This window comes from Aeromonas veronii, from assembly GCF_040215105.1.
GTDB lineage: Bacteria > Pseudomonadota > Gammaproteobacteria > Enterobacterales > Aeromonadaceae > Aeromonas > Aeromonas veronii_G.
The window spans coordinates 2,150,661-2,173,869 of the sequence record NZ_CP157875.1 but is presented as its reverse complement, the minus strand read 5'-3'; the positions used below and the strand labels follow the sequence as shown (position 1 = coordinate 2,173,869).

Here is a 23,209-nt window from a genome sequence, read left to right as displayed (position 1 = left end):
AACAAGGTTTTGTCATTGTGTTCAAGCCTTGTACTAAGTGGCCAAAATTTATGCCACCCAATCCCGAAACACCGTGTATACAAGAACATGACGGTTCCCGGGTGCGAGGTACAACGCATGGAGAACGCAAACAGAGCCGCTTTAATTGTCTCCACATCGGTATCCTTAATTCGCGCCTTCGAGAAGGCAGAACCCGAGTGCCCTTAATTAGCGCCTCATGCATACCCCAACCGGGAGGTTGCCCAAGCATGCTGAAGACCCGAGGCCGGCGCCGGCAGGACCCTGTGGAGGGATCAAAATGACAAAATAATGAGAACTCAATGAAAAGAATGCTAATCAACGCGACTCAGGAAGAGGAGTTGCGCGTAGCGCTGGTTGACGGACAACAGCTCTACGATTTGGATATTGAAAGTCCGGGGCACGAGCAGAAGAAAGCGAACATCTACAAGGGCAAAATCACCCGCGTAGAACCCAGTCTCGAAGCTGCTTTTGTCGATTATGGCGCCGAGCGCCACGGTTTCCTGCCGTTAAAGGAAATCGCCCGCAATTATTTCCCCTCCGGTTATTCCTATCAGGGTCGCCCCAACATCAAAGAAGTGGTCCGCGAAGGCCAGGAAGTGATCGTCCAGATCGATAAGGAAGAGCGTGGCACCAAGGGTGCAGCCCTCACCACCTTTATCAGTCTGGCGGGCAGCTACCTGGTGCTGATGCCGAACAACCCCCGTGCCGGCGGCATTTCCCGTCGCATCGAGGGTGACGAGCGGACCGAGTTGAAGGAAGCCCTGAGCGGCCTGACCGTGCCGGACGGCATGGGCCTCATCGTGCGTACCGCCGGTGTGGGCAAGTCCCCGGAAGAGCTGGAATGGGATCTGAACGTACTGCTCAACCACTGGGATTCCATCCACAAGGCCTCCCAGAACCGCTCCGCTCCGGTGCTTATCCATCAGGAAAGCAATGTGATCGTGCGGGCCATCCGTGACTACCTGCGTCGCGACGTCGGCGAGATCCTGATCGACAACCCTGTCATCTTCGAGCGCGCCAAGTCCCACATCGAGCTGGTTCGTCCCGATTTCCTCAATCGCGTGAAGCTGTACAAGGGTGATGTTGCCCTGTTCAACCACTTCCAGATCGAGAGCCAGATCGAGTCGGCCTTCCAGCGCGAAGTGCGCCTGCCCTCCGGCGGCAGCATCGTCATCGACCCGACCGAAGCGCTCACCTCCATCGATATCAACTCCTCCCGCGCCACCAAGGGCGGCGATATCGAAGAGACCGCACTGCAGACCAACCTGGAAGCGGCCGACGAGATTGCCCGTCAATTGCGTCTGCGCGACCTGGGTGGCCTCATCGTCATCGACTTCATCGACATGACCCCGGTTCGCCATCAGCGCGAAGTGGAAAACCGTCTGCGTGAAGCCGTGCACCAGGACCGTGCCCGCATCCAGCTTGGCCGGATTTCCCGTTTCGGTCTGCTGGAGATGTCCCGCCAGCGCCTGCGCCCCTCCCTCAACGAGTCCAGCAGTCATATCTGCCCCCGTTGCCAGGGCCAAGGGGTCATCCGTGACAACGAATCACTGGCCTTATCCATCCTGCGTCTCATCGAAGAAGAGGCCATGAAGGACAACACCGAGCAGGTTCACGCTCAGGTGCCGGTCGATGTCGCCGCCTATCTGCTCAACGAGAAGCGCGCCTCCATCGCCAGTCTGGAGCAACGCAATGAGGTACGCCTGTACATCATTCCGAACCAGCATCTGGAAACGCCGCACTACGAAGTGACCCGCATCCGTCAGAACGAAATTCCGGAAGTGGCCAGCTACGAGCTCAAGACCGAGATTGCCAAACCGGTTTACCAACCGAAGCAGGCTCAGGTCATTGAGCGCGAGCAACCCCTGCTGCAAGGTTTCGTGCAGGCACCCCAACCCGCCGCACCGGCTGCTGCCGCCGCGCCTGCTCCCCAGGCCGCTGCTGTCGCCGCCGAGCCGGGCCTGTTCGGCAAGCTGTTCAAGGCCATCTCTGGCTTGTTCAGTTCTGACGCGGCCCCTGAGGTGAAAGCCCCTGCCGAGAAGCCGGTGGCTCGTGAAGCGCGCAAGGAAGAGGGTCATCGTCATCAACGTGACGAGACCCGCAGCCGTGGTCAGCGTGGTCGTCGTGATGACAACCGTGGCAACCGCAACGAAGGCGGTGAGAAACGTGAAGGTTCGGCCAACCGCGAAGGCGGCGAGAACCGTAACCGTCGTCCGCGCAAAGAGCGTGAGCCGCGCCAGGAACGTGAAAGCCGTGGGGAAGCCCGCAGCGAACAGCGTATGGAACGCGAACCACGCGAGGCTCGTGAGCCCCGTCAGGAACGTGAGCCCCGCGCTCCGCGCCCTGCCCGTGAGCCGCGCGCACCTCGTGAACCCCGTGCCGAGGTGGTGGAAGCCGTCGAAGCCGTTGAGGTGAACGCTGCCGCAGTGCAAGCCGAACCCCGTCAGGAGAAAGAGCAGAAAGTGGCCGAGCGCCGCGAACGTCGCCAACTGCGCAAGCAGGTTCGGGTCGATGTCGCCGCCGCCGACACCCCTGCCCTGCCCGTTGACGAGCCTGCCTCTGATGTCGTGGAAGCCCAGACCATGGCCGGTGAGCAAGAGGAGCAGACCGATGGTCAGCGCCGTTCTCGCCGTACCCCGCGTGGCCAGCGTATCGAAGGTCAGCGTCGCAAGCGCATCAACGAAGAGGCCCGTGGCCAGCGCGATGATGAGCCTCAGGCCGAAGTTCAGCTGACCGCTGCCGCCCAGGCCGATGCCGCTCATGTGAAGGTGGAAGAACCGGCCGTGCCGGTGATCACCATCCCGAGCGCCGAAGCCGTGGCTGCTGCCCTGCAGGCCTCCTCTGCGCTGACCGAGCATGTGGTCGCCGAAGCGGTGGCAGAAGAAGCCGCTGAAGCCGCCGCCGCACCCATCGTTGAGCAGGTAGCTGAACCAGTGGTTGCTGACGTTGTGGCCGAGGTCGCCCCTGTCGCTGCCGAGCCGGTCGTAGCTCCCGCCACTGACGTGACTGTGGCCGAAGCAGCCCCTGCCGTTGAAGCTGATGCTGCCGAGGTGGTAGCTGCCGTGGTCGAGACTGCACCGGCTGTCGTCGTCGAAGCTGCGCCCGTGATTGAACCTCAGGTTGCTGCCATCGACGTCGAGCCCGCTGTCGTTGAAGCGGCCGATGCCGAACCGGTTGTTGCCCCTGAGGTTGCAGACGTCGCGCCGGCGGTCACAGCTCCTGTGACCAAGCCGGTCAACAAGGGCGGTGTCCTGGCCCGCGCTCGCAAGGCCTCTGCGCCGATGGCAACACCGGCCGCCGTGCCTGCCCAGCCTGCCCGCGAACTGGTTGCCTACGCACCGCTCGAGCGCAGTGAAGTGACCACCTCCGGTCGCCACGCCGGCAGCACCGCTGCCAGCAACGTGGCAACCAGCCCGGCCGGTCGCCCCTGAGCCAGCTTGCTAGTCTGATGAAAAGGGCCACACACTGTGTGGCCCTTTTTTTTACCCGCCACTCTCCATCCTGCCATATCTGTTCCATCACGCGCCGAGCCGTCACCTGCTTCAATCAGCGCCTCTCGCTCGACATCACACTGAGCGCTCGCAGCAGTGAAACCACCCGTTATATTTTCAGGACTTATCTCTGCCTTTCTCTACATAAACACTCCATTCCAACTACTTGTAGGCAATTCAACCGCTGGTTGATTTTTATCCAGGTTCAACTATCGGGATTAAGCACTCCCCCTAGCAACCAGCATCAATATCGGCAGTCATTGTCGGTGCCCTCACTCTGGCCATCACGGCAGACCAACATCCCATGGCGTATCCCTGGCTCACCTTTCCTTCGTAGAAAGGTTTGTCGATGCCTTCCATTCCTCCTGATGTACTCATCGCCCTGCCAGACCCCATATTCCATGGGGCAACGCGCTCTACAGTGAGAATATCCAGCCCCTCGCCTCACCCCTTCATTGGCTCACGCCAGTGTAATCAAACCCAGTGAAACTGGATCAAACGAGCGTAGCGGCTAGCCAGGTACTCTCCCCCTCTCTCAATCACTCGAGGTGACCCCTGATGAACTTTGGTTGTGGGACGCGACAATGAAAGATGACTGTGGATCGTGGTGTGAACATCAACACTAGTTTGATGGCATATAATGCTGACTACAGAGGCTTGCTGCCTCAAGGGTGCATCCATCTATGGGATGGAAGAATGGCAATAAAAAAGGGCCCGCAGGCCCTTTGATGATATCGATGAGACAGTGACTATCAGCCACCAAACAGATGGTTGCTGACGATGAACAGGCCACCGGAGAGCAGCATGGTCAGCGGCAGGGTCAGCACCCAGGCCAGCAAGATGGTCTTGATGGTCTGGCTCTGCAGCCCGGATTTGTTGGCCACCATGGTCCCCGCCACCGCAGAGGAGAGGATATGGGTGGTGGAGACCGGCATACCGGTCAGGCTGGCGACTCCGATGGAAGCGGCGGCGGTGATCTGGGCGGCGATGCCCTGGCTGTACGTCATGCCGGAGGAGCCAATCTTCTCCCCTACCGTGTAGACGATACGGCGCCAGCCCACCATGGTGCCACACCCCAGCGCCAGGGCTATGGAGACGATGACCCAGGTCGGTGCATATTCGGCGGTCGCGGTCAGATCCTTGCGCCATTTGGCCAGATCGGTCAGCTCCTTGGCCGGCAGCGGCAGCTTGGAGACCTTGCGGGCGGTGTCGTCAATACAGAGCAGCAGACGACGCACTTCACGGCGATCGGTCAGGCTCATCTCTTCATAGGTACGGACCTTGCCGAGACGATTGTCCAGGGTCGCCATGGCCTGCAGCACTTCACCGGCGGCGCAGTGGGTCATCAGCTCTTCCTGGGAATGGGCAGGCACGTTGAAGTCCACCAGAGTGGAGACCTGCTCCTGATTGCGCTGGTAGATCTCCATGATGCGCTGGTTGGCATCCTGGGTTCTGTCCAGATCATAGGAGCGGCTGTTCATGTCCAAGGCAAAGTAGGCGGGCGCCATGCAGATCAGCACCAGCATAACCAGACCTATCCCCTTCTGACCGTCGTTGGAGCCGTGCACGAAGCTCACCCCCATGGCGGAGCAGATGAGGGTGACACGGGCCCAGAACGGCGGGTGTTTCTTGCCATCCACCAGCAGACGCTCTTCCGGGGTCTTGTGGATCTTGCTGTTCAGCCAGACGCGTTTCATGGCAAACAGCAGCAGGGCCGCGATAACGAAACCGACGGTCGGAGAAATGATGAGGGAGAGCATGATGTCGATGGCTTTACCGACGTTGATGCCTTCCTGCAGGGGCTGATGGGTCATCCAGGCATAGGCGCCGCCTACCCCCAGGATGGAGCCGATCAGGGTGTGTGAGCTGGAGGCCGGGATCCCGAAGAACCAGGTACCCAGGTTCCACACGATGGCGGAAAACAGCAGGGAGAAGACCATGATCAACCCCTGGGTAGAATCCATCCCGAGCAGCAGATCGATGGGCAGCAGATGCACGATGGCATAAGCAACCCCGAGCCCACCCAGCATGACCCCGGCGAAGTTGAACAGACCGGAGGCCACTACCGCCATATGGGCCGGCATCGCCTTGGTATAGATGACCGTTGCTACCGCGTTGGCGGTATCGTGAAAGCCGTTGATGAACTCATAGGCCAGCACAAAAAAAACGGCCAATACCAAACCGATTGACCACCAAAAACCCAAACCACTAAACATTTCAAACATAAAAACGAACCTGTTTATGAGTTGCGGCGGATTATGCCAGAAGGCTAGGTGCGCCATAGCCGTGATTGAAATATTTCAGTAAGAAAAAAAAAGGGCATTCCGTCAGAAAATGTCTTAGGCCCAGTCGGAATGCGCCTTGTCATAGATTAATTAAACGCACGATGCAGCACGAGATCATGAGTCATATCAAGGCCCTATCTTGCACAAACGCGCCATATTTCCTCGCTTTTTGTCACAAAACCTTGATCTTTGGCACACATATCCAGCCACGGAGCATGCGGCATCTGTCGGCAGCAAATCAAAAAGGGTGCCGAAGCACCCTTTCATCGTTCACTCATCACAGGGGTTCAGTCCTGGTTGATACGGCTGGCGACCGCCCCTTGCTGACTCTTGTACTTGGCATTCTCACGCTTGTTGTACGGACGAGCCGCAACGCCTGAGAGCATTTCGAAGTTCAGCGCCCCGATCTTCATCTTGGGGCGCAGTGCCAAGGGCAGTTTGCCGCCGTTGTAGAACTCCAGCACGATACGGCCGGACCAGCCCGGATCGATGCGGTGGGCAGTGACGTGTACCATCAAACCGAGTCGCGCCAGGGAGGAGCGACCGTCCAGCCAGCCGACGATGTCCGCCGGCAGGGTAACGGATTCGTAGGTCACCGCCAGGGCCAGCTGACCCGGGTGCAGGTAGAAGGCTTCGCCGTCCGGGATGTGGATCTCCTCGCTCATCACCCGCTCGATGGCATCGGCCATCTCGGCACTGGTACCGCCGAGGTCGATATAAGGCGCGGTATGATCGCGAAACACCCGAAACTCGTTGCCGAGCAGCACATCGACGCTGACGCCACTGATCCGCTCGATGCCGGGGCGCGGCTCAATCACTATCTTGCCTTCATCCAGATGGCGTTCGATATCGGTATCACAAAGACGCATTCGGCGACTCTCCTGACAAATGATTCATTTAAAAAAGCCGGGCATCACCCGGCTCTTTCCTGATTAACCGATCAACATGTGGCGGATGCGCGCCTTGAGCATGTCGATGGCGATGCGATTCTTGCCGCCACGGGGCACGATGACATCGGCGTACTGCTTGGACGGGTCGATGAACTGCATGAACATGGGACGCACCGTCTTCTGATATTGCTTGAGGACGGAGTCCATGGTGCGGCCCCGCTCCTGCACATCGCGCACCAGACGGCGCAACAGGCAGATGTCGAGGGGTGTATCCATGAAGATGGAGGCATCCATCAGATCCCGCAGCCGGCTGTCGGTCAGCAGCAATATCCCTTCCAAAATGATCACCCGACGAGGGGCGAAGGGGGTGATCTCGTCCATACGCGTGTGTTCGGAATAGGAGTAACGGGGAATGTTCACCGACTCCCCGCCCACCAGCTGGGTCAGATGCTGCACGAGCAGATCGTGATCCAGGGCATTGGGGTGGTCATAGTTGGTCTTGACCCGCTCTTCCATGGTCATGTGGGTCTGATCACGGTAGTAGCAATCCTCGGTGATCACACCAATCTGACCTGCGCCCAGTTCGGCCACCAGCTCTTCATAGATGGTTTGAGCGATAAGACTCTTGCCGGATGCGGACGCACCAGCAATACCGATGATCACACAAGAATGTTGAGTATCAGACATTGAAAATACCTAAAGAAAGAAGAGCACTGGGGATTGTTTAAACCGATCCATTATATAAAAAAGGGTGAGCCATGCCCACCCTCAAATCCGCAGCAAACGGCCGACAGCCGATTATTCGTCCAGCGCCACCGTATAGAGCGGGGTCGCAATCGGTTTACCACTGAAATAGAGTTCGGCCCCGACCCGTCTGGCCAGTCTCAGATAAGCCTCTGCAAGCTCCCCTTCCGGCGCCCCGAACACGGTCGGGCAACCTTCATCCATGTGCTGACGGATATCGATGTGCAGCGGCAACTGGCCAAGCAGCGCCACTTGATACTGCTCTGCCATCTTCTTGCCGCCACCGGTGCCAAACAGCGGCTCGTGGTGACCACAGGCGCTGCAAACGTGATAACTCATGTTCTCGACGATGCCGAGCACGGGTACGTTCACCTTGTTGAACATGGCGATGCCCTTGCGCGCATCCGCCAGTGCCACGTCCTGGGGCGTGGTTACAATCACCGCCGCCGTGGTAGGCACCTGCTGGGCCAGGGTGAGCTGGATGTCGCCGGTACCTGGCGGCATGTCCACCACCAGATAGTCCACCTCGCCCCAGCGGGTCTCGTGGAGGATCTGCGCCAGCGCTTTGCTCGCCATGGGGCCGCGCCAGATGGTGGCATCCTGCTCATCCACCAGATAGCCGATGCTGTTGCTCTTGAGGCCACAGGCCATCACCGGCTCCATGGTCTTGCCATCACGGCTGCTCGGACGCTCCTTCAAGGTGCCCATCATGGTCGGAATGGAGGGGCCGTAGATGTCCGCATCCAGGATGGCGACCCGGGCCCCCTCCTTTTGCAGCGCCAGTGCGAGGTTCACCGCCGTGGTGGACTTGCCCACCCCGCCCTTGCCGGAGGCCACCACCAGGATATTGCGAATGCCCTGCACTGCCGCAAGCTGCTGGGCACGGGGCATGCTGGCGACCTCTATCTCCCCCAGCCAGTTGATGCGGCTGGCCCCCGTGGCACTGCGAAGGCGTCCATCGAAGCACTCCTTGAGCTCATCGAACAGGGATTGCCCGGCAAAGGGCAACACCAGTTTGATGGTCAGGGTCTGCTCCTGCTGTTCGATGGCGCGCACGAAACCGGCCGCCACCAGATCCTTGCCCCAGCCGCTTGGCTTAAATTCGGCCAGGATCTGTTTTACTGAATCCATCACCATTAACTCCCCATTATCTTGTCGTTATGCTGAAGTGAAACCTTCCTTTAAAAACACGTGTGTATCGCTTATTACACTGAGGTGAAAGGTTACCGCACATAAATCAGTGGGTTGCAGGCTTGTAGCCGAGTGCCGAAGCCTGGGCCTGACGGGCCAGAGCCCTAGGCAGGCTACCCCCAATTCGGGTAACATGCTCGGCACTGTATCATCCCAACAGGCACATAAAGAACGTATTATGGCAACTGATCCTCGTAGAATGCTGGTAACCTGCGCCCTCCCCTATGCCAACGGCTCCATCCACCTTGGCCACATGCTGGAACACATCCAGGCCGATATCTGGGTCCGTTATCAGCGAATGCGCGGCAATCAGGTGCATTTCGTCTGCGCCGATGATGCCCACGGTACCCCCATCATGCTCAAGGCACAGCAGATGGGGATCACGCCGGAGGCGATGATCGCGGCGGTCTCCGAGGAGCATCAGGGCGATTTCGCCGGTTTCAACATCAGCTTCGACAACTATCACTCCACCCACAGCGACGAGAACCGCGAGCTGTCGGAGCTGATCTATGGTCGCCTGAAAGAGTCCGGCAAGATCAAGATCCGTACCATCTCCCAACTGTTCGATCCGGAAAAGTCCATGTTCCTGCCGGACCGTTTCGTCAAGGGTACCTGCCCCAAGTGCAAGTCCCCCGAGCAGTACGGTGACAACTGCGACAGCTGCGGCGCCACCTACAGCCCGACCGAACTCATCGATCCGAAATCCGCCGTCTCCGGCGCGACTCCGGTGATGAAGGACTCCGAACACTACTTCTTCGACCTGCCCCAGTTCGAAGCCTGGCTCGCCGACTGGGTGCGCGGTTCTGGCGCCATCCAGGAAGAGATGGCGAACAAGATGCAAGAGTGGTTCGAATCCGGTCTGCAGCAGTGGGACATCACCCGTGACGCCCCCTACTTCGGCTTCGAGATCCCGGGTGCGCCGGGCAAATACTTCTATGTCTGGCTGGATGCCCCCATCGGCTACATGGCGTCGTTCAAGAACCTGTGCAACAAGCGCGGCGACATCGATTTTGACAGCTACTGGCAGGCCGACTCCGACGCCGAGCTCTATCACTTCATCGGCAAGGACATCGCCTACTTCCACTGCCTGTTCTGGCCGGCCATGCTGGAAGGAGCGGGTTTCCGCAAGCCGACCAAGGTCAACGTGCACGGTTATGTGACCGTCAACGGTGCCAAGATGTCCAAATCCAAGGGCACCTTCATCAAGGCGAGCACCTACTTGAAGCACCTGGATCCCGAGTGCCTGCGTTACTACTACGCGGCGAAGCTCAACAGCCGCATCGACGATCTGGACTTGAACCTCGAGGACTTCGTGCAGCGGGTCAACGCCGACGTGGTCAACAAGCTGGTCAACCTGGCCTCCCGCAACGCTGGTTTCATCGCCAAGCGCGCAGGTGGCAAGCTGGCGGATGTGTGCAGCGAACCCGCGCTCTACGCCGAATTCGCCGCTGCCAGTGCCACCATCGCCGAGGCCTACGAGAGCCGTGAATTCAGCCGCGCCATTCGCGAGATCATGGCGCTCGCCGACAAGGCCAACCGCTACGTGGATGACAAGGCCCCCTGGGTCATCGCCAAGCAGGAAGGGGCGGACGCCGAGCTGCAGGCGGTCTGCTCCGTCGGCATCAATCTGTTCCGGGTGCTGATGGCCTACCTCAAGCCCGTCATGCCCGAGCTGGCTGCACGCGCCGAAGCCTTCCTGGGTGAGACCCTCTCCTGGGACGGTATCGCGACCCCGCTCACCGGCCACCAGCTGACTCCGTTCAAGGCGCTCTTCGCCCGTATCGAACCTGCCAAGGTCGAGGCCATGGTGGAAGCGTCCAAGGAAGATCTCGCCAAGGAGCAGAGCAAGAAGCCGGCCGGCCCCCTGGCGGATGACCCCATCAGCGACACCATCGCCTATGAGGATTTCGCCAAGCTGGATCTGCGTGTTGCGCTCATCAAGAAGGCCGAAGCCGTGCCGGAAGCGGAGAAGCTGCTAAAACTGCAGCTCGACCTTGGTGGTGAAACCCGTCAGGTATTCGCCGGCATCAAGTCCGCCTACAACCCGGAAGATCTGGAAGGCAAGCTGACCGTGATGGTGGCCAACCTGGCCCCGCGCAAGATGCGCTTCGGCATGTCCGAGGGCATGGTGCTGGCAGCTGGTCCAGGCGGCAAGGATCTCTGGATCCTGGAGCCCCAGGAAGGCGCCCAGCCCGGCATGCGCGTCAAGTAAGCACGCCGTATCAGGATGCAAAAAGAGAGGCTCAGGCCTCTCTTTTTTATGTCTGCTTGTTATCTGCGTGGACTCAGTCTCAGGCCGTGCGCTGCATCGCCATCCTGAGCCCCACCAGCTCCGCCTGCTGGCAGTTGAGCTGCTGCAACTGACACCCTATCGCCTCTTCCAGCTGTCGCCTCTGGCGTCGCCGCTTGTCACTGAGCCCCTTGCGCGCCAGCTGCCTCTGCCACTGGCGTGCATCCTGCAACTGACCCAGCCTGGTCTGCCACTCCACCAGCCGGGCCAGCCAGGCCGGATCCCCCTCCCCCTGCTCCAGCAGCAACTCCACCCCGTAGCGGGTCTGCTTGAGGATGAGGCGCAGCCTGTGCCAGTGACGCAGCTGACGCCTGGCACCGCCCGAGAGCTCATCAAGCCCGTCTACCCCCTCCGCCAGCGTCAGGGCCAGCTGCATCTGATAGAGCGGCAAGGGATTGAACTCCACAGGCACCTGCGCCAGACGGGTCAGCCAGCGGTCGAGACGCACCGTCAACAAGGGGACTCGCGGCGGCCCGCTCTTTGCAGGCTTGCCGCCGAAGCGTTCGGCATAGACCTGGGCATCGCGCAGCGCGGAGAGCCGATGGGTCGCCTGCAGCAATCGCCGTTCAAGACCTGGCTGATGGATGAGGGGTCGCCAGAGGGCGAGCAAGGCCAGCAGGCGCCGCGCCGCTATGCGGTAACCGTGCACCTCCTCCACCCCGACCTGAGCGCGCAGAGCCAGGGTGGCAGCGCAATAGGCGTCGATAAGCTGCCGGGCCTGGTCATGCCATGTCATCTGCTGCATTCCTTTCCCTCCCTCAGTTGGTATGAAAACCGCGCCCCGTGGGCGGCGATGCCTTGGCATACTCCATTTTCTCGACGGTGGCGGTCCGCGGGCCGTACTCCAGCCAGCCCAGCATCATCTGTACCTGCTGCTCCGGCCCCGCGATGAGGATCTCCACCGAGCCGTCCGCCAGGTTGTAGGCATGGCCCCGCAGCCCCAACTGCAGCGCCCGCTCCCGGGTGAAGTAGCGAAACCCCACCCCCTGGACCTGACCCCAGACCCGGACGACAAACGATTGCTCTCCCATTTTCAGCACCTTTTTCTCAAGAATGTTCACCCCAGGGCGATAATGACGGCGACTCTCTTTTCCCTGCAGGAAGCATATCATTATGAAAGAAGTAAAATTTCGTTGGGTTGACCGCTATCTCATTCACCTCACGATCAGTGAAAAATTCCTCATCACCTTCTGGTGCCCCCTGCTCTTCATCGCCGCCCTCACCTGGTATCTGCTGGCCGATAGCCATGATCAGCAGATGCAGCTGCGACTGGATCAACTCAAGCTGCGGGTCGAGACCACGGCCGCCCTGGTGAGCCAGCAACCGACCCTCACCCTCCCCGCCGAGCTGACCCTGAGCCAGGCTGGCAGCGATGGCCTGCAGCAGCAAGGCGATCGCTACAGCTACAGTGCACGCGCGGGCCAGGCCGGTTTCGTCACCGGCACCCTTGATACCGCCGGGGAGACCATGTGGACGGGCCAAGGCACGGCTCTCACCATCATCGCCGTGCTGGCCGCCCTGCTTGCCCTGCTCACCCATTATCTGATGACCTTCGTCTCAGGCGCGCTCTACTCCACCAACAAGGCACTGCAGACGGTGGCAAACGGGGATCTGACCTTCCGTCTCAACTTCTTCCCGGTGCGGGACGAGTTCTCCGTCCTCGCGGGCAGCATCGACAAGTTCACCGACCGTCAGCACAAGATAGTGCAACTCGTCGACGAGTCCGCCGAGGCGCTGGCCATGGCCGCCGACGAGTTCCGCGAGCATGCCAGCGATGGTGAAACCCTGGCCCGCACCCAACGCCAGCACATGGACTCCCTGGCCGCCGCCATGGAGCAGATGTCTGCCGCCATCCGTGAAGTGGCCCGCAATGCCAACGACACCCTGCTGCAGACCCGCCAGTCCAGCGAGGAAGCCGCCAACGGTGCCGAGCGGGTGGCGCGCACCATCAGCGCCATCGGTACCCTGGCGGACGAGATTGGCAACGCCTCCGGCGCCGTCGAGCGGCTCACCCACAACGCCAACCGCATCAACGAAGTGGTCAGCGTCATCAATGCCATCTCCCAGCAGACCAACCTGCTGGCCTTGAACGCCGCCATCGAGGCGGCCCGGGCCGGCGAACAGGGACGCGGGTTCGCCGTGGTGGCCGATGAGGTGCGCACCCTCGCCAGCCGCACCCAGCAGGCCACGGTGGAAATTCAGCAGATGATTGAGGAGCTGCAGGCCGGCACCGGGGCACTGAACGACATCATGGAGAAGACGGTCGGGCGCGCCGCCAGCAGCCAGCAGCTCATCACCGAGGTGGGCCTGGACATCGACAAGCTGAGCCATCACAGCGACGCCGTGCTGGAGATGAGCACCCAGATTGCCACCTCCAGCGAGGAGCAGAGCTCGGTGGCCGAGGAGATCAGCCGCAATCTCGATCAGGTGCGTCAGGAGGCAAACCGGGTCGAAGAGGCCGCCAGTGCCTCGGTCGCCGGAACTGCCGGCATCAAGGCCACCGCGACCGAGTTGACCCAGGCCATGACGGGCCTGCGGATCTGATACTTCTGCTTCTGACTTGAGTGACACAGCAAAAGGCCATCCCACGGATGGCCTTTTTGATGGGCGTCGATGCTTGTGGGCGCTGTCTGCATGCCCCCGATCAGCAGGCCCCGCGCCCTCACAACAAAGGGACCCGAAGGTCCCTTGTCTTGTACTCGTCGCGGCCCCGCTGACTCAGCGGCCGAAGGGCCACCAAGGCTTGTCATTGTCCTGGATCTCGACGCGGCTCTGCGGCACGGGCCCGACGTCAGCCCCCTGCAGACGTTGCAGGCTGACCCTGAACTGCTCGGTGGGCTCCACGAACCAGTCGTCGATGATCAGCACCTTGATGGATTTGACCCCACCCTCACCGGCGGCCCAGCTCACGGACTGACCGAACCAGGGCAGGAAGTCCAGCCCCCAGCGGGCCGTGCCACTGTCCAGCGCCAACTGGGCGCGGGCCGGCTTGCTCAGATCGCCGCTGCGCACCAGCGGGATCTCCGCCAGCCATTGCCCCTCGCTCACCTTGATCACCGCGTTTTGCAACGAGATGGTCGAGGGGACCGGTTTGTCCTTGATGGTCACCAGGGTCTGGGACTGGGCCCCCAGGGCCGCTCCGCTCGCATCGTGCAGCACCAGGGTGAAGGTCTCGTCTCCCTCGTTTTTCGTATCGGCAAGGGTCGGGATCTGCAATATTTTGTCCTGCTCATCACCATCAGACCAGTTCAAGACACCACTGACCGGCGCCACATCCTGACTGTCGGCGCTGCCATATTGCACGCTCCAGCTCACGCTGGCGGCGCCATGGCTGCCCCCCTTGCGCTCTACCGCCAGGGTCAGGGTGCCGCCCTCCTCCACCTGGGCAGCCCCCAGGCTCAGGCCGAGTTCACCGGCAGGGGGCAAGGGGTACTGGATGGCCACCAGCACGGGATCGTGATCGGAGGCGCTGAACGGCCCCTCGGACTTGCCGAGCTGGCCCGAGTACTTGTTGCCGTACTCGAAGAAGTTGCTCTCCACCGAGTTGATGTGCCAATCCTCGATGCCGACCACCTTCTGCGCGAGGCTCGGATTCGCCAGGGCGTGATCCAGATTGCCGAGCTCCCCCTCATAGCTGTAGGAGTAGGTGTCGGTGCCGTGGAACCGGGTGTTGAGGTTGATCAGCCCCGCCCCCTTGCCCACCGCCGTTGCCTGCTCCTCATAAGGCTGGCCCGCCAGCTGGGTGAAGGCGGCACTCATGATCTGGCGGGGTTGAGCGGCGGGATCATAATCCGTCAGCACCCGCACCGGATCCTCCAGCCCGTAGGCGTTGAGATCGCCGATCACCAGCAGATCCCCCGGCTCCTGCTTGAGCTTATCCCCCAGCACCCTGGCGGCGGAGACCCGCAGGGCGTTGCAATGACCTTGCCCATCCAGGGGATCGGCGCTCACATAGTCGGGGTAATCCTCATAACAGGCCGAACCCTTGGATTTGAGGTGATTGACCACCAGGGTCAGGGGCGCATCCCCTTTGGGCGAGGTGAAGCGCTGCAGCAGAGAGTCGCGCATTCCCTGCTGGATGCTGACCGTCTTGCCCGCACTGTCGATGGCCTCGGCCACCTGCACCGGCAGCGGAATGAGCTGGGCCGCGCCCTCCAGGCTGACTCGAGCGGGCCGGTAGATGAGCCCCACCGTGATGGCGTCCGTTCCCATGGGCTGACCATCGGGAGAGTGAACGAAGGCGTAGTGATCCTGCTCATCCGGCAGGGCGGCATTGAGGGCATTCACCAGGTTCGCGATGGCGGAGTTGTCACCGTAACCGTTGTTCTCTATCTCCATCAGCCCCACCACGTCCGCGTTGAGGCGGGTGATGGCGCTGACAATCTTGGTGCGCTGCAACTCGAACTCCCCCACCGTCAGGGCGCCCCGGTTGCTGTTGGTGGGATTGGCATCCCCTCCCACGACTGTGGTGAAGAAGTTCAGCACGTTGAAGCTCGCCACCCGCAGATCCCCCGCCGTGGCGAGCTCAGGGGTCTCAACCCTGTCCCAGCCACGGTGATCCACGTCGCCCTGACTTATCTGGTTGTCCGCCACCAACCGGTAGAAGTCATAGGAGTAGCCAATGGCCCCCTCCAGGTTGTTCAGACGATCGCCGATGCGCAGATACCCTTGCTCGGCATCGAAGGCGGGATACCAGGGCAGCACACCGTCCGGCGCCTTGGCGTCGGTCTCCACCACCAGCTGGTTCACCCGATTGCGATCGCTCCACTGGCTCGCCTCCGTGCTCATGGCCGGGAACTTCTGGGTCGACTTGATGAGGGGTGCCCCGTAGGCCAGCACCAGGTTGTTGCGCTTGCCGTCGTAATCGAAGCTGAAATTGCGGGTCACCACCAGGCTGGAGGCCGGCACCAGCCGCACTCGCATCCCCTCGTGACGCTCCAGCAGGGTTGCCAGGCTCTCACCCGCCACCGGCACCAGATCCACCGCCGGCACCAGGCCCACCATGGGCTCGGTCACCGTCATGGCATCGGCGCTGAGCTGGGTCTGGTTGTAATACTCCTTCACCTTGCCCGACACGCACACCTCGGCGCCCGGTACCAGATCGGCACTGACCTGATTGCTCTGCACGAAGAGGCCATCCGAGCTCGCGGGATCGCCATCCCCCTGCACGTCCTGGATGAAGAAGCCCTTGTAGAGCCCCTTCACCACCTGGGTCACCACGCCGCGGGTGGCATAGGCGGTCTCGGACTCAAACTTGCCGGCGGGCACCAGAGGGCTGCGATCACCAGTGCCCTGAATGGCGGGCACCGGGATGAGCTGATCGACCGGGCAGACGAAGGCCGGTGGCTGGCTACCATCACAGTTATCCTCGCCGCTGCAACCGAGCCCGGCCGCTTCATCCCGGGGGAAGGCCAGGTATTCGGCGGCCGGGTCGAAGGACGCCGTCGCATCGCTGCGTCCCTGATTGACGCTGGCCTTGCGCCGCAGGGTCATGTCCAGGGTCGAGACGGCGCCGGAGACCCAGGCCGTGCCGGGATCCACCCCGACCTGCCCCAGGCTGTCGACTATCTCGTCGCCGCGATAGAGCACCAGCCCATCGTCGCCGTTGAACACCAGGTTGCCACTGGTCTGACTGGCCTTGGCCAGGGTCGCGGGCAGCGCCGAGGGGTGCGCCAGCACCAGGCTGGCACCGGGAGCCAGGGTGCCTTGCAGCGTCAGGCTGTTGGTGGGGCCGGCCGCCAGGGCGCGGCCATTGGCATAGAGAGCGAGGCGGTATTGTCCGAGATCCAGCGTATTTGCACCGAGGTTGCTCAGCTCCAGCGCCTTGTTGTTGCCGGATCCTTCCAGGTATTCGGTAATGAGCAGCTGGGCCTGGGCCTGGCCGGACAGCGCCAAGGCGACCGAGAGGGCCAGCAGGGAGTGTCTTCCTGACATCGTCAGTTTTCCTTCTTGATTATTGTTGCCAGTTGAATCGCGATCGGGTGATCGCCGCACCTTGTGAACATGCCGTACAAAGAGTCATACGACGCACATATTCTGCCCGTTTTTCCCTTGAGGCACCGCGAGCTGGCTAACAATTGCAGAAGTTTGTTGCTGGCAAGTGACAGATAAGGCTGAGATTTACCCCAGGGTTTAACAACTGTCCCCGTCATGGCGTGCCCCTGAAAGCCTGCGACAAGGCTGGCGTAAAGCCCGGCTTGCCACTAAAATACGCCCCCTCTTATTCTGGTATCGGTAACCCCCATGAGCGCTTCCATCTATCTCGTCAAAGGCCGCGAAAAGTCCCTGCTGCGCCGTCACCCCTGGATCTTCTCCAAGGGGATCGACAAGGTGCAAGGCACCCCCATCGATGGCGACACCGTCGAGATCTACGCCAACGATGGCAAGTGGCTCGCCCGCGGCGCCTGGTCCGGCAGCTCCCAGATCCGCGCCCGGGTCTGGACCTTCGACAAGGACGAGACCGTCGATCTGGACTTCTTCATCCGCCGTCTCCAGTACGCCCAGGAGTCTCGTGACCCGCTGATCAAGCGCCAGGGTCTGACCGGCTATCGCCTCTGCGCCGCCGAGTCCGACGGCCTGCCAGGCCTGACCATAGACCGCTATGCCAATTTCCTGGTGTGCCAGATCCTCTCGGCCGGCGCCGAGTTCCAGCGCGAGCTCATCACCCAGGCTCTGCGCACCCTCTACCCCGAGTGCAGCATCTATGAGCGCTCAGATGTCGCAGTGCGCAAGAAGGAAGGGCTGAAGGAGCGCACCGGCGTCATCTATGGCGAAACCCCGACCGACCCCGTGGTCATCGAGGAGAACGGCGGCGTCAAGATCCTTGTAGACATTCGTAACGGTCACAAGACAGGTTTCTATCTGGATCAGCGGGACAATCGCCTGGCGGCAGCGAAATACACTGAAGGCAAGCGGGTGCTCAACTGCTTCTGCTACACCGGTGGTTTCGGCGTCTATGCCCTCAAGGGAGGCGCCAGGGAAGTGGTCAACGTGGATCTCTCCCAAAACGCCCTGGACATCGCCCGCCAGAACGCCGAGCTGAACGGTCTGGATACCACCAACACCCAGTTCGTGCGTCACGACGTGTTCAAGCTGCTGCGGGAATACCGCGAGAAGGGCGAGAAGTTCGACGTCATCGTGCTGGATCCGCCGAAGTTTGCCGAGAGCAAGGCCCAGTTGCTGGGTGCCTGCCGCGGCTACAAGGACATCAACATGCTGGCCTTCCAGCTGCTGGCGCCGGGCGGCGTGCTCTTGACCTACTCCTGCTCCGGCCTGATGGAGCAGAGCCTGTTCCAGAAGATAGTGGCAGATGCGGCGCTCGACGCCGGTCGCGATGCCCAGATCCTGGAGCTCTTGTCCCAGGCCTCCGATCACCCCATCGGCACCGCCTACCCGGAAGGCTTCTACCTCAAGGGCTTGGTAGTGCGCGCCCGCTGATCTACATTTGATCAGCTAAAGCACCAACCCCTTGATCAAACAGGCCCGCCATCGCTGCGGGCCTGTTTTTTTATGGGCGATCTTCGCCTCAGTCCCGCTGGGGCGCTCCCAGGGGGAAGTAGTGGCGATAGGGTCTGGCCTCGTCCACCACCCTGGCGACGCTGGGGCGGGCCAGCAGGCGGGCACGATAGGCCCGAAGCTGGGGGCAGGTGGACGGGATCTCGTGGGCCCAGTCGGCGTAGAAGAGCGCAGGCGCGGCGGCGCAGTCGGCCAGGGTAAAGTGCTCCCCCGCCGCCCAGACTCGCCCGGCGAGGTGCTGGTCCAGCCAGGGGTAGATCTTGTCCAGCATGGCCCGCGCCTCGGCCACCCCGAAACTGTCGTACTCGGTCGCCGGGCGCAGCTTGTCCAGCACCACCTTCTGCATGGGGCTCATCACATAGTTGTCGAACAGGCGATCCAGCATGTGTACCTCGATGCCCGCCTCCCCCGCAGGCACCAGGGTGCCAGGGCCGGGGTGGCGCAGTTGCAGGTACTCGATGATGGTGCTGCTCTCGAGCAGGGTACGCCCCTCATCCACCAGCACGGGAAAGCGCTTGAGGGGCCAGAGACTGGCTAGCTCGGTCTTCACCGTGGGGGACTCCAGGTTGTGGTACTCGAACGAGAGAGCATTCTCGTAGAGGGCGATCAACACCTTCTGGCTGTAGGACGAGAAGGGATGGGCATAGAGTTTCATCTCACCGAATCCTTGTATTCTGTTGCATTCCCAGTCTTTGCATATCAGTTACGCCAGACAATCCAAAACTGGCAGTCATTTGTTCCACAAAACGACTATCTCGCCACTAACCTTGCGGCTTGAAGGCGAGCACCATGACCCCGCTGGCGATGAGACCGATGCCGAACCACTCCCGCAGGGAGGGACGCTCCCCCAGAAACAGAACGGCGAACACCACCACCAGCACCAGGCTGAACTTGTCGATGGGGGCCACCTGGGCGGCGTTGCCGAGCTGCAGAGCGCGGAAGTAGCAGAGCCAGGAAGCCCCGGTGGCGAGTCCGGAGAGGCCGAGGAACAGCCAGCTGTGGCCGGAGATCGACAGCGGATTGCTCCACTGCCGGGTGGCGGCCACATAGAGGCAGAGCAGCAGGAAGATGATGGCGGTGCGGATCAGGGTCGCCAGATCCGCATTGATCTGCGCCACTCCCACCTTGGCGAAGATGGCGGTCAGGGCGGCAAAGCAGGCCGACAGCAGGGCCCAGCCAAACCAGTTCAGGCTGGAGAAAAAAGAGGTGAAAAACGTGCTGCTCATGGTGACACCTTGCATCCGGGGGTGAGCTAGTTGTAGCAGAGTCGGCAGAGAGTGACAGGGAACTCGTCGAGGCGCCCCTCGGTGGCCATGAGCGCGCCCTCTTCAATTGCGGATCGGATCCCTCATCCTCTTTGTGGCATAATGCCCCGTCCCGTGGCCCTGGGTGGCACAGCCTGGGCCCCTTCAGAGGGCGCGCCGGCTCACTCGTCCCGCCACCCGGACCCACCCGTTTTCTGCGATTGTCCGCAATGGGATGACCGCACCCATATCGCACCGCTTCACGCGAGCTTGAACCAAGAGGGGTCAGTATGTCTTCCATTCGTCTCACCCAATACAGCCACGGCGCTGGCTGCGGCTGCAAAATCTCCCCCAAGGTGCTCGACACCATTCTCAAGAGCCAGATCCCGGGATTTGACGACCCGACCCTCATCGTCGGCAACAGCAGCAAGGATGACGCCGCCGTGGTGGACATCGGCAACGGTCAGGGCATCGTCTCCACTACCGATTTCTTCATGCCCATCGTCGATGATCCCTTCACCTTTGGTCGCATCGCCGCCACCAACGCCATCAGCGACATCTACGCCATGGGGGGCAAGCCCATCGTCGCCATCGCCATCCTCGGCTGGCCCATCAATACGCTCGCGCCGGAAGTGGCCCAGCAGGTGATCGACGGCGGCCGCCAGGTGTGTCACGAGGCGGGGATTTCCCTGGCCGGTGGTCACAGCATCGACGCCCCCGAGCCCATCTTCGGCCTGGCGGTGACCGGCATAGTACCGCTCGATGCCATCAAGCAGAACGACACCGCCAAGGCGGGCGATGTGCTCTACCTGACCAAGCCTCTTGGCATCGGCATCCTCACCACGGCCCAGAAGAAGGGCAAGCTCAAGCCCGAGCACGAGCAGCTGGCCCCCGCGGCCATGTGTACCCTCAACAAGATTGGCCAGCGCTTCGCCGCGCTCCCGGGCGTGCACGCCATGACGGACGTCACCGGTTTTGGTCTGGCCGGTCATCTGCTGGAGATGTGCGAGGGCTCCCAACTCTCTGCCCGCCTCGACTTCAACGCCCTGCCGCTGTTGCCCGAGGTGGACCACTACCTCAACGAGGGCTGCGTACCGGGCGGTACCCTGCGCAACCACGACTCCTACGGCCACAAACTCGATGCCATGGACGATCGCACCCGCAACATCCTGTGCGACCCGCAGACCAGCGGTGGCCTGCTGGTGGCGGTGGGCAAAGAGAGCGAAGCCGAGCTGCTGGCCATCGCCGCCGAGGCCGGCCTCTCCCTCTCCCCCGTCGGGGTGATGACCCCCCTCGTTGGTGCACGCTTTATCGAGGTCATCCAATGAGTGCCTTGCCTCAGGCGACGGATCTGGCCCGCATCTTCCTGGACGATGTGCCGCTCATCGACTTGCGCGCCCCCATCGAGTTCAACGAAGGGGCCTTCCCCCAGGCCGTCAACCTGCCGCTGATGACCGACGATGAGCGTGCCCAGGTCGGTACCTGCTTCAAGCAGCAGGGTCAGGCCGCCGCCATCGCCCTCGGACACCAACTGGTGGGCGGCGATGTGCGGGCAGAGCGCATGGAAGGCTGGCTGGCTCACCTGCGCCAGCAGCCCGATGCCCTGCTCTATTGCTTCCGGGGCGGTCTGCGCTCCCAGACGGTGCAGCTGTGGCTACATGAGGCTGGCGTTACTCGCCCCCGGGTGGCTGGCGGCTACAAGGATCTGCGCCGCTTCCTCATCGATACCCAGGCGAGCGCCTCGGCCGAATGCCACTGGACGGTGCTGACCGGCATGACGGGCTCCGGCAAGACCCACATGCTGGAGCAGGTTGCCCAGGCGGTGGATCTGGAGGGGCACGCCCATCACAGGGGCTCCTCCTTCGGTCAGCTCCCTGGGGGTCAGCCCAGCAACATCAACTTCGAGAACAAACTCGCCATCGAGCTGCTCAAGCGCCGTCACCTCGGGGAATCCGCCTTCGTGGTGGAGGACGAGAGTCGCCTCATCGGTCGCTGCGCCCTGCCGCTGAACCTCTATGAGGCCATGTGCCAGGCGCCGCTGGTGGTGGTGGATGTGCCGCAAGCCGAGCGGGCCGAGCAGATCCGCATCGATTACGTGCAGGATCTCTGGCAGCGCTATCAGGAGATGTACGGGACCGAGGAAGGCTGGCCGCTGTTTGCCAGCTATTTGACCGATGCCCTGGCCCGCCTCAAGCGGCGCCTCGGGGACAAGGATCACCGGGAGCTGGATGCCCTGATGCAGGCCGCCCTCGCCGAGCAGGGGAGCAGCGGCAATACCGAGCTGCATCTTGCCTGGATCCGGCTGCTGCTGACCCGCTACTACGACCCCATGTACCTCTATCAGCTCGACAACAAGCGGGAACGGATCCGCTTCAGGGGCGACAAAGCGGCGTGCCTCGCCTATTTCGCAGAACAAGTCGCCTGTGGACCTAACGTGGATAGCCAGACATGCTGAAATTTGAAATTATTCCAGTCACTCCCTTTGCCCAGAACTGCTCACTCATCTGGTGTGACGAGACTCGCCAGGCGGCGCTCATCGACCCGGGTGGCGAGGCAGACAAGCTGCTGGCCGCCATCGAGAAGCACGGGCTGACGCTCTCGATGATCCTGCTGACCCACGGCCATCTGGATCACGTGGGCGCCGCCGCCGAGCTGCGCACCCGCACCGGGGTGAGCATCACGGGCCCCCACCGGGAAGATGCCTTCTGGCTCGACATGCTGCCCAGGCAGAGCCAGATGTTCGGCTTCCCCCACACCCCAGCCTTTGCCCCGGACGCCTGGCTCGAGCAGGGGGACAAGGTGGCGCTTGGCAACTGCGAACTGGCGGTCTATTTCTGCCCGGGCCACACCCCGGGGCACGTGATCCTGCTGAGCCAGGCCGAGCGCCTCGCCTGGGTTGGTGACGTGCTCTTCGCCGGCGGCATCGGTCGCACCGACTTCCCCCGTGGCGATCACGCCACCCTCATTCGCTCGATCACCGAGACCTTGCTGCCGCTGGGGGATGACATCGTCTTCATCCCGGGCCACGGTCCCAGCTCCACCTTCGGCCACGAGCGGGTCAGCAACCCCTACCTCACCCAGCCGGCCTGGTAGAGCTGCTCCCCACAAAAGAAGGGCGACCCTTGGGTCGCCCTTCTTTTTAGACTCACGCCTTGGCGCTAACGCCAGAATGCAAAAAGCCACTCCGGGGAGTGGCTTTTCATTCAACGGGACTGACGCAATTAGATGCGTACGAAGTCCAGGTGAACCAGCTTGTAGCGAACCGGGTGACGCTGGATAGCCTTCACGTTCACTTTGACTTCTTCGCCGTTGATGACCAGGGTCAGCTCGGAGGAGTAGAACTCCGGCTTCTCTTGGGCCAGGATCAGCTTTTTGTGGTCCAGGGTGATGGACACGGCTTCTTTGCCTGCACCGTAAACGATGGCAGGAACTTGGTCAGCATGACGCAGGCGGCGGCTCGCACCTTTCCCCAGGTCAGAACGGACTTCAGCTTGGAATACGAAAGACATAGTAGTTATCTCTTTTAAGATGAATGTAT

The 23,209-nt window shown here is 61.7% G+C and carries 17 protein-coding genes; 7 read left to right on the top strand and 10 right to left on the bottom strand.

Annotated elements, in window-relative coordinates:
* Positions 1-320: 320 nt before the first annotated feature.
* Complete coding sequence (gene rne / locus ABNP46_RS09945) at positions 321-3,452, top strand: ribonuclease E (RefSeq protein WP_349922221.1); 3,132 nt, start codon at positions 321-323, stop codon at positions 3,450-3,452.
* An 812-nt stretch (positions 3,453-4,264) separates the two neighbouring features.
* Here rne and ABNP46_RS09940 read toward each other — a convergent pair.
* The 4 genes from ABNP46_RS09940 to apbC form a co-directional block, all read right to left on the bottom strand.
* Complete coding sequence (locus ABNP46_RS09940) at positions 4,265-5,737, bottom strand: inorganic phosphate transporter (RefSeq protein WP_349922220.1); 1,473 nt, start codon at positions 5,735-5,737, stop codon at positions 4,265-4,267.
* Between the two features lie 347 nt (positions 5,738-6,084).
* Positions 6,085-6,666, bottom strand: a complete 582-nt coding sequence (gene dcd, locus ABNP46_RS09935; protein ID WP_349922219.1) for a dCTP deaminase — start codon at positions 6,664-6,666, stop codon at positions 6,085-6,087.
* Positions 6,667-6,729: 63 nt separating this feature from the next.
* Positions 6,730-7,374: a uridine kinase gene (gene udk, locus ABNP46_RS09930; protein ID WP_349922218.1), complete on the bottom strand. Its 645-nt coding sequence runs from the start codon at positions 7,372-7,374 to the stop codon at positions 6,730-6,732.
* 111 nt (positions 7,375-7,485) lie between these two features.
* Positions 7,486-8,568, bottom strand: a complete 1,083-nt coding sequence (apbC, locus tag ABNP46_RS09925) for an iron-sulfur cluster carrier protein ApbC (protein ID WP_349922217.1) — start codon at positions 8,566-8,568, stop codon at positions 7,486-7,488.
* Between the two features lie 232 nt (positions 8,569-8,800).
* Between apbC and metG the strand changes: the two genes are divergently transcribed.
* Positions 8,801-10,834 (top strand): methionine--tRNA ligase, encoded by a 2,034-nt coding sequence (gene metG, locus ABNP46_RS09920; RefSeq protein ID WP_349922216.1) that lies wholly within the window; start codon positions 8,801-8,803, stop codon positions 10,832-10,834.
* 79 nt (positions 10,835-10,913) lie between these two features.
* Here metG and ABNP46_RS09915 read toward each other — a convergent pair whose 3' ends face one another.
* Both ABNP46_RS09915 and ABNP46_RS09910 read right to left on the bottom strand, forming a co-directional pair.
* Positions 10,914-11,648, bottom strand: coding sequence for a CHAD domain-containing protein (locus ABNP46_RS09915; RefSeq protein WP_349922215.1), 735 nt, complete (start codon positions 11,646-11,648; stop codon positions 10,914-10,916).
* 22 nt (positions 11,649-11,670) lie between these two features.
* Entirely contained in the window at positions 11,671-11,943 is a 273-nt protein-coding gene (locus ABNP46_RS09910) for an acylphosphatase (protein ID WP_349922214.1), read from the bottom strand.
* An 82-nt stretch (positions 11,944-12,025) separates the two neighbouring features.
* Between ABNP46_RS09910 and ABNP46_RS09905 the strand changes: the two genes are divergently transcribed.
* Positions 12,026-13,456: a methyl-accepting chemotaxis protein gene (locus ABNP46_RS09905; protein WP_349922213.1), complete on the top strand. Its 1,431-nt coding sequence runs from the start codon at positions 12,026-12,028 to the stop codon at positions 13,454-13,456.
* A 174-nt stretch (positions 13,457-13,630) separates the two neighbouring features.
* Here ABNP46_RS09905 and ABNP46_RS09900 read toward each other — a convergent pair whose 3' ends face one another.
* Complete coding sequence (locus tag ABNP46_RS09900; RefSeq protein ID WP_349922212.1) at positions 13,631-16,846, bottom strand: ExeM/NucH family extracellular endonuclease; 3,216 nt, start codon at positions 16,844-16,846, stop codon at positions 13,631-13,633.
* 309 nt (positions 16,847-17,155) lie between these two features.
* Between ABNP46_RS09900 and ABNP46_RS09895 the strand changes: the two genes are divergently transcribed.
* Positions 17,156-18,349: a class I SAM-dependent methyltransferase gene (locus ABNP46_RS09895; RefSeq protein WP_349922211.1), complete on the top strand. Its 1,194-nt coding sequence runs from the start codon at positions 17,156-17,158 to the stop codon at positions 18,347-18,349.
* 88 nt (positions 18,350-18,437) lie between these two features.
* On the opposite strand, the gene ABNP46_RS09890 is transcribed toward ABNP46_RS09895, so the two are convergent.
* A complete protein-coding gene (locus tag ABNP46_RS09890; RefSeq protein WP_349922210.1) occupies positions 18,438-19,082 on the bottom strand; it encodes a glutathione S-transferase family protein in 645 nt (214 codons plus the stop codon).
* A 106-nt stretch (positions 19,083-19,188) separates the two neighbouring features.
* Complete coding sequence (locus tag ABNP46_RS09885) at positions 19,189-19,653, bottom strand: EamA family transporter (protein WP_349922209.1); 465 nt, start codon at positions 19,651-19,653, stop codon at positions 19,189-19,191.
* Between the two features lie 308 nt (positions 19,654-19,961).
* Here ABNP46_RS09885 and selD point away from each other — a divergent pair, with 308 nt between their 5' ends.
* Genes selD through ABNP46_RS09870 form a run of 3 tightly spaced genes read left to right on the top strand, consistent with a single transcriptional unit; the run spans position 19,962 to position 22,764 of the window.
* Positions 19,962-20,999, top strand: a complete 1,038-nt coding sequence (gene selD, locus ABNP46_RS09880) for a selenide, water dikinase SelD (RefSeq protein WP_349922208.1) — start codon at positions 19,962-19,964, stop codon at positions 20,997-20,999.
* Positions 20,996-22,126: a tRNA 2-selenouridine(34) synthase MnmH gene (gene mnmH / locus ABNP46_RS09875; RefSeq protein ID WP_349922207.1), complete on the top strand. Its 1,131-nt coding sequence runs from the start codon at positions 20,996-20,998 to the stop codon at positions 22,124-22,126. The genes selD and mnmH overlap by 4 nt, the downstream gene beginning before the upstream one ends.
* A complete protein-coding gene (locus tag ABNP46_RS09870) occupies positions 22,120-22,764 on the top strand; it encodes an MBL fold metallo-hydrolase (protein WP_349922206.1) in 645 nt (214 codons plus the stop codon). The genes mnmH and ABNP46_RS09870 overlap by 7 nt, the downstream gene beginning before the upstream one ends.
* 128 nt (positions 22,765-22,892) lie before the next feature.
* Here the strand turns inward: ABNP46_RS09870 and rplY are convergent, their stop codons facing one another.
* Positions 22,893-23,180: a 50S ribosomal protein L25 gene (rplY, locus tag ABNP46_RS09865; RefSeq protein WP_303804487.1), complete on the bottom strand. Its 288-nt coding sequence runs from the start codon at positions 23,178-23,180 to the stop codon at positions 22,893-22,895.
* Positions 23,181-23,209 lie beyond the last annotated feature (29 nt).

Bases quoted from the DNA above. Each gene is read 5' to 3' on its own strand.
- rne (WP_349922221.1), top strand. From the start codon at position 321: ATGAAAAGAATGCTAATCAACGCGACTCAGGAAGAGGAGTTGCGCGTA.
- ABNP46_RS09940 (WP_349922220.1), bottom strand. From the start codon at position 5,737: ATGTTTGAAATGTTTAGTGGTTTGGGTTTTTGGTGGTCAATCGGTTTG.
- dcd (WP_349922219.1), bottom strand. From the start codon at position 6,666: ATGCGTCTTTGTGATACCGATATCGAACGCCATCTGGATGAAGGCAAG.
- udk (WP_349922218.1), bottom strand. From the start codon at position 7,374: ATGTCTGATACTCAACATTCTTGTGTGATCATCGGTATTGCTGGTGCG.
- apbC (WP_349922217.1), bottom strand. From the start codon at position 8,568: ATGGTGATGGATTCAGTAAAACAGATCCTGGCCGAATTTAAGCCAAGC.
- metG (WP_349922216.1), top strand. From the start codon at position 8,801: ATGGCAACTGATCCTCGTAGAATGCTGGTAACCTGCGCCCTCCCCTAT.
- ABNP46_RS09915 (WP_349922215.1), bottom strand. From the start codon at position 11,648: ATGACATGGCATGACCAGGCCCGGCAGCTTATCGACGCCTATTGCGCT.
- ABNP46_RS09910 (WP_349922214.1), bottom strand. From the start codon at position 11,943: ATGGGAGAGCAATCGTTTGTCGTCCGGGTCTGGGGTCAGGTCCAGGGG.
- ABNP46_RS09905 (WP_349922213.1), top strand. From the start codon at position 12,026: ATGAAAGAAGTAAAATTTCGTTGGGTTGACCGCTATCTCATTCACCTC.
- ABNP46_RS09900 (WP_349922212.1), bottom strand. From the start codon at position 16,846: ATGTCAGGAAGACACTCCCTGCTGGCCCTCTCGGTCGCCTTGGCGCTG.
- ABNP46_RS09895 (WP_349922211.1), top strand. From the start codon at position 17,156: ATGAGCGCTTCCATCTATCTCGTCAAAGGCCGCGAAAAGTCCCTGCTG.
- ABNP46_RS09890 (WP_349922210.1), bottom strand. From the start codon at position 19,082: ATGAAACTCTATGCCCATCCCTTCTCGTCCTACAGCCAGAAGGTGTTG.
- ABNP46_RS09885 (WP_349922209.1), bottom strand. From the start codon at position 19,653: ATGAGCAGCACGTTTTTCACCTCTTTTTTCTCCAGCCTGAACTGGTTT.
- selD (WP_349922208.1), top strand. From the start codon at position 19,962: ATGTCTTCCATTCGTCTCACCCAATACAGCCACGGCGCTGGCTGCGGC.
- mnmH (WP_349922207.1), top strand. From the start codon at position 20,996: ATGAGTGCCTTGCCTCAGGCGACGGATCTGGCCCGCATCTTCCTGGAC.
- ABNP46_RS09870 (WP_349922206.1), top strand. From the start codon at position 22,120: ATGCTGAAATTTGAAATTATTCCAGTCACTCCCTTTGCCCAGAACTGC.
- rplY (WP_303804487.1), bottom strand. From the start codon at position 23,180: ATGTCTTTCGTATTCCAAGCTGAAGTCCGTTCTGACCTGGGGAAAGGT.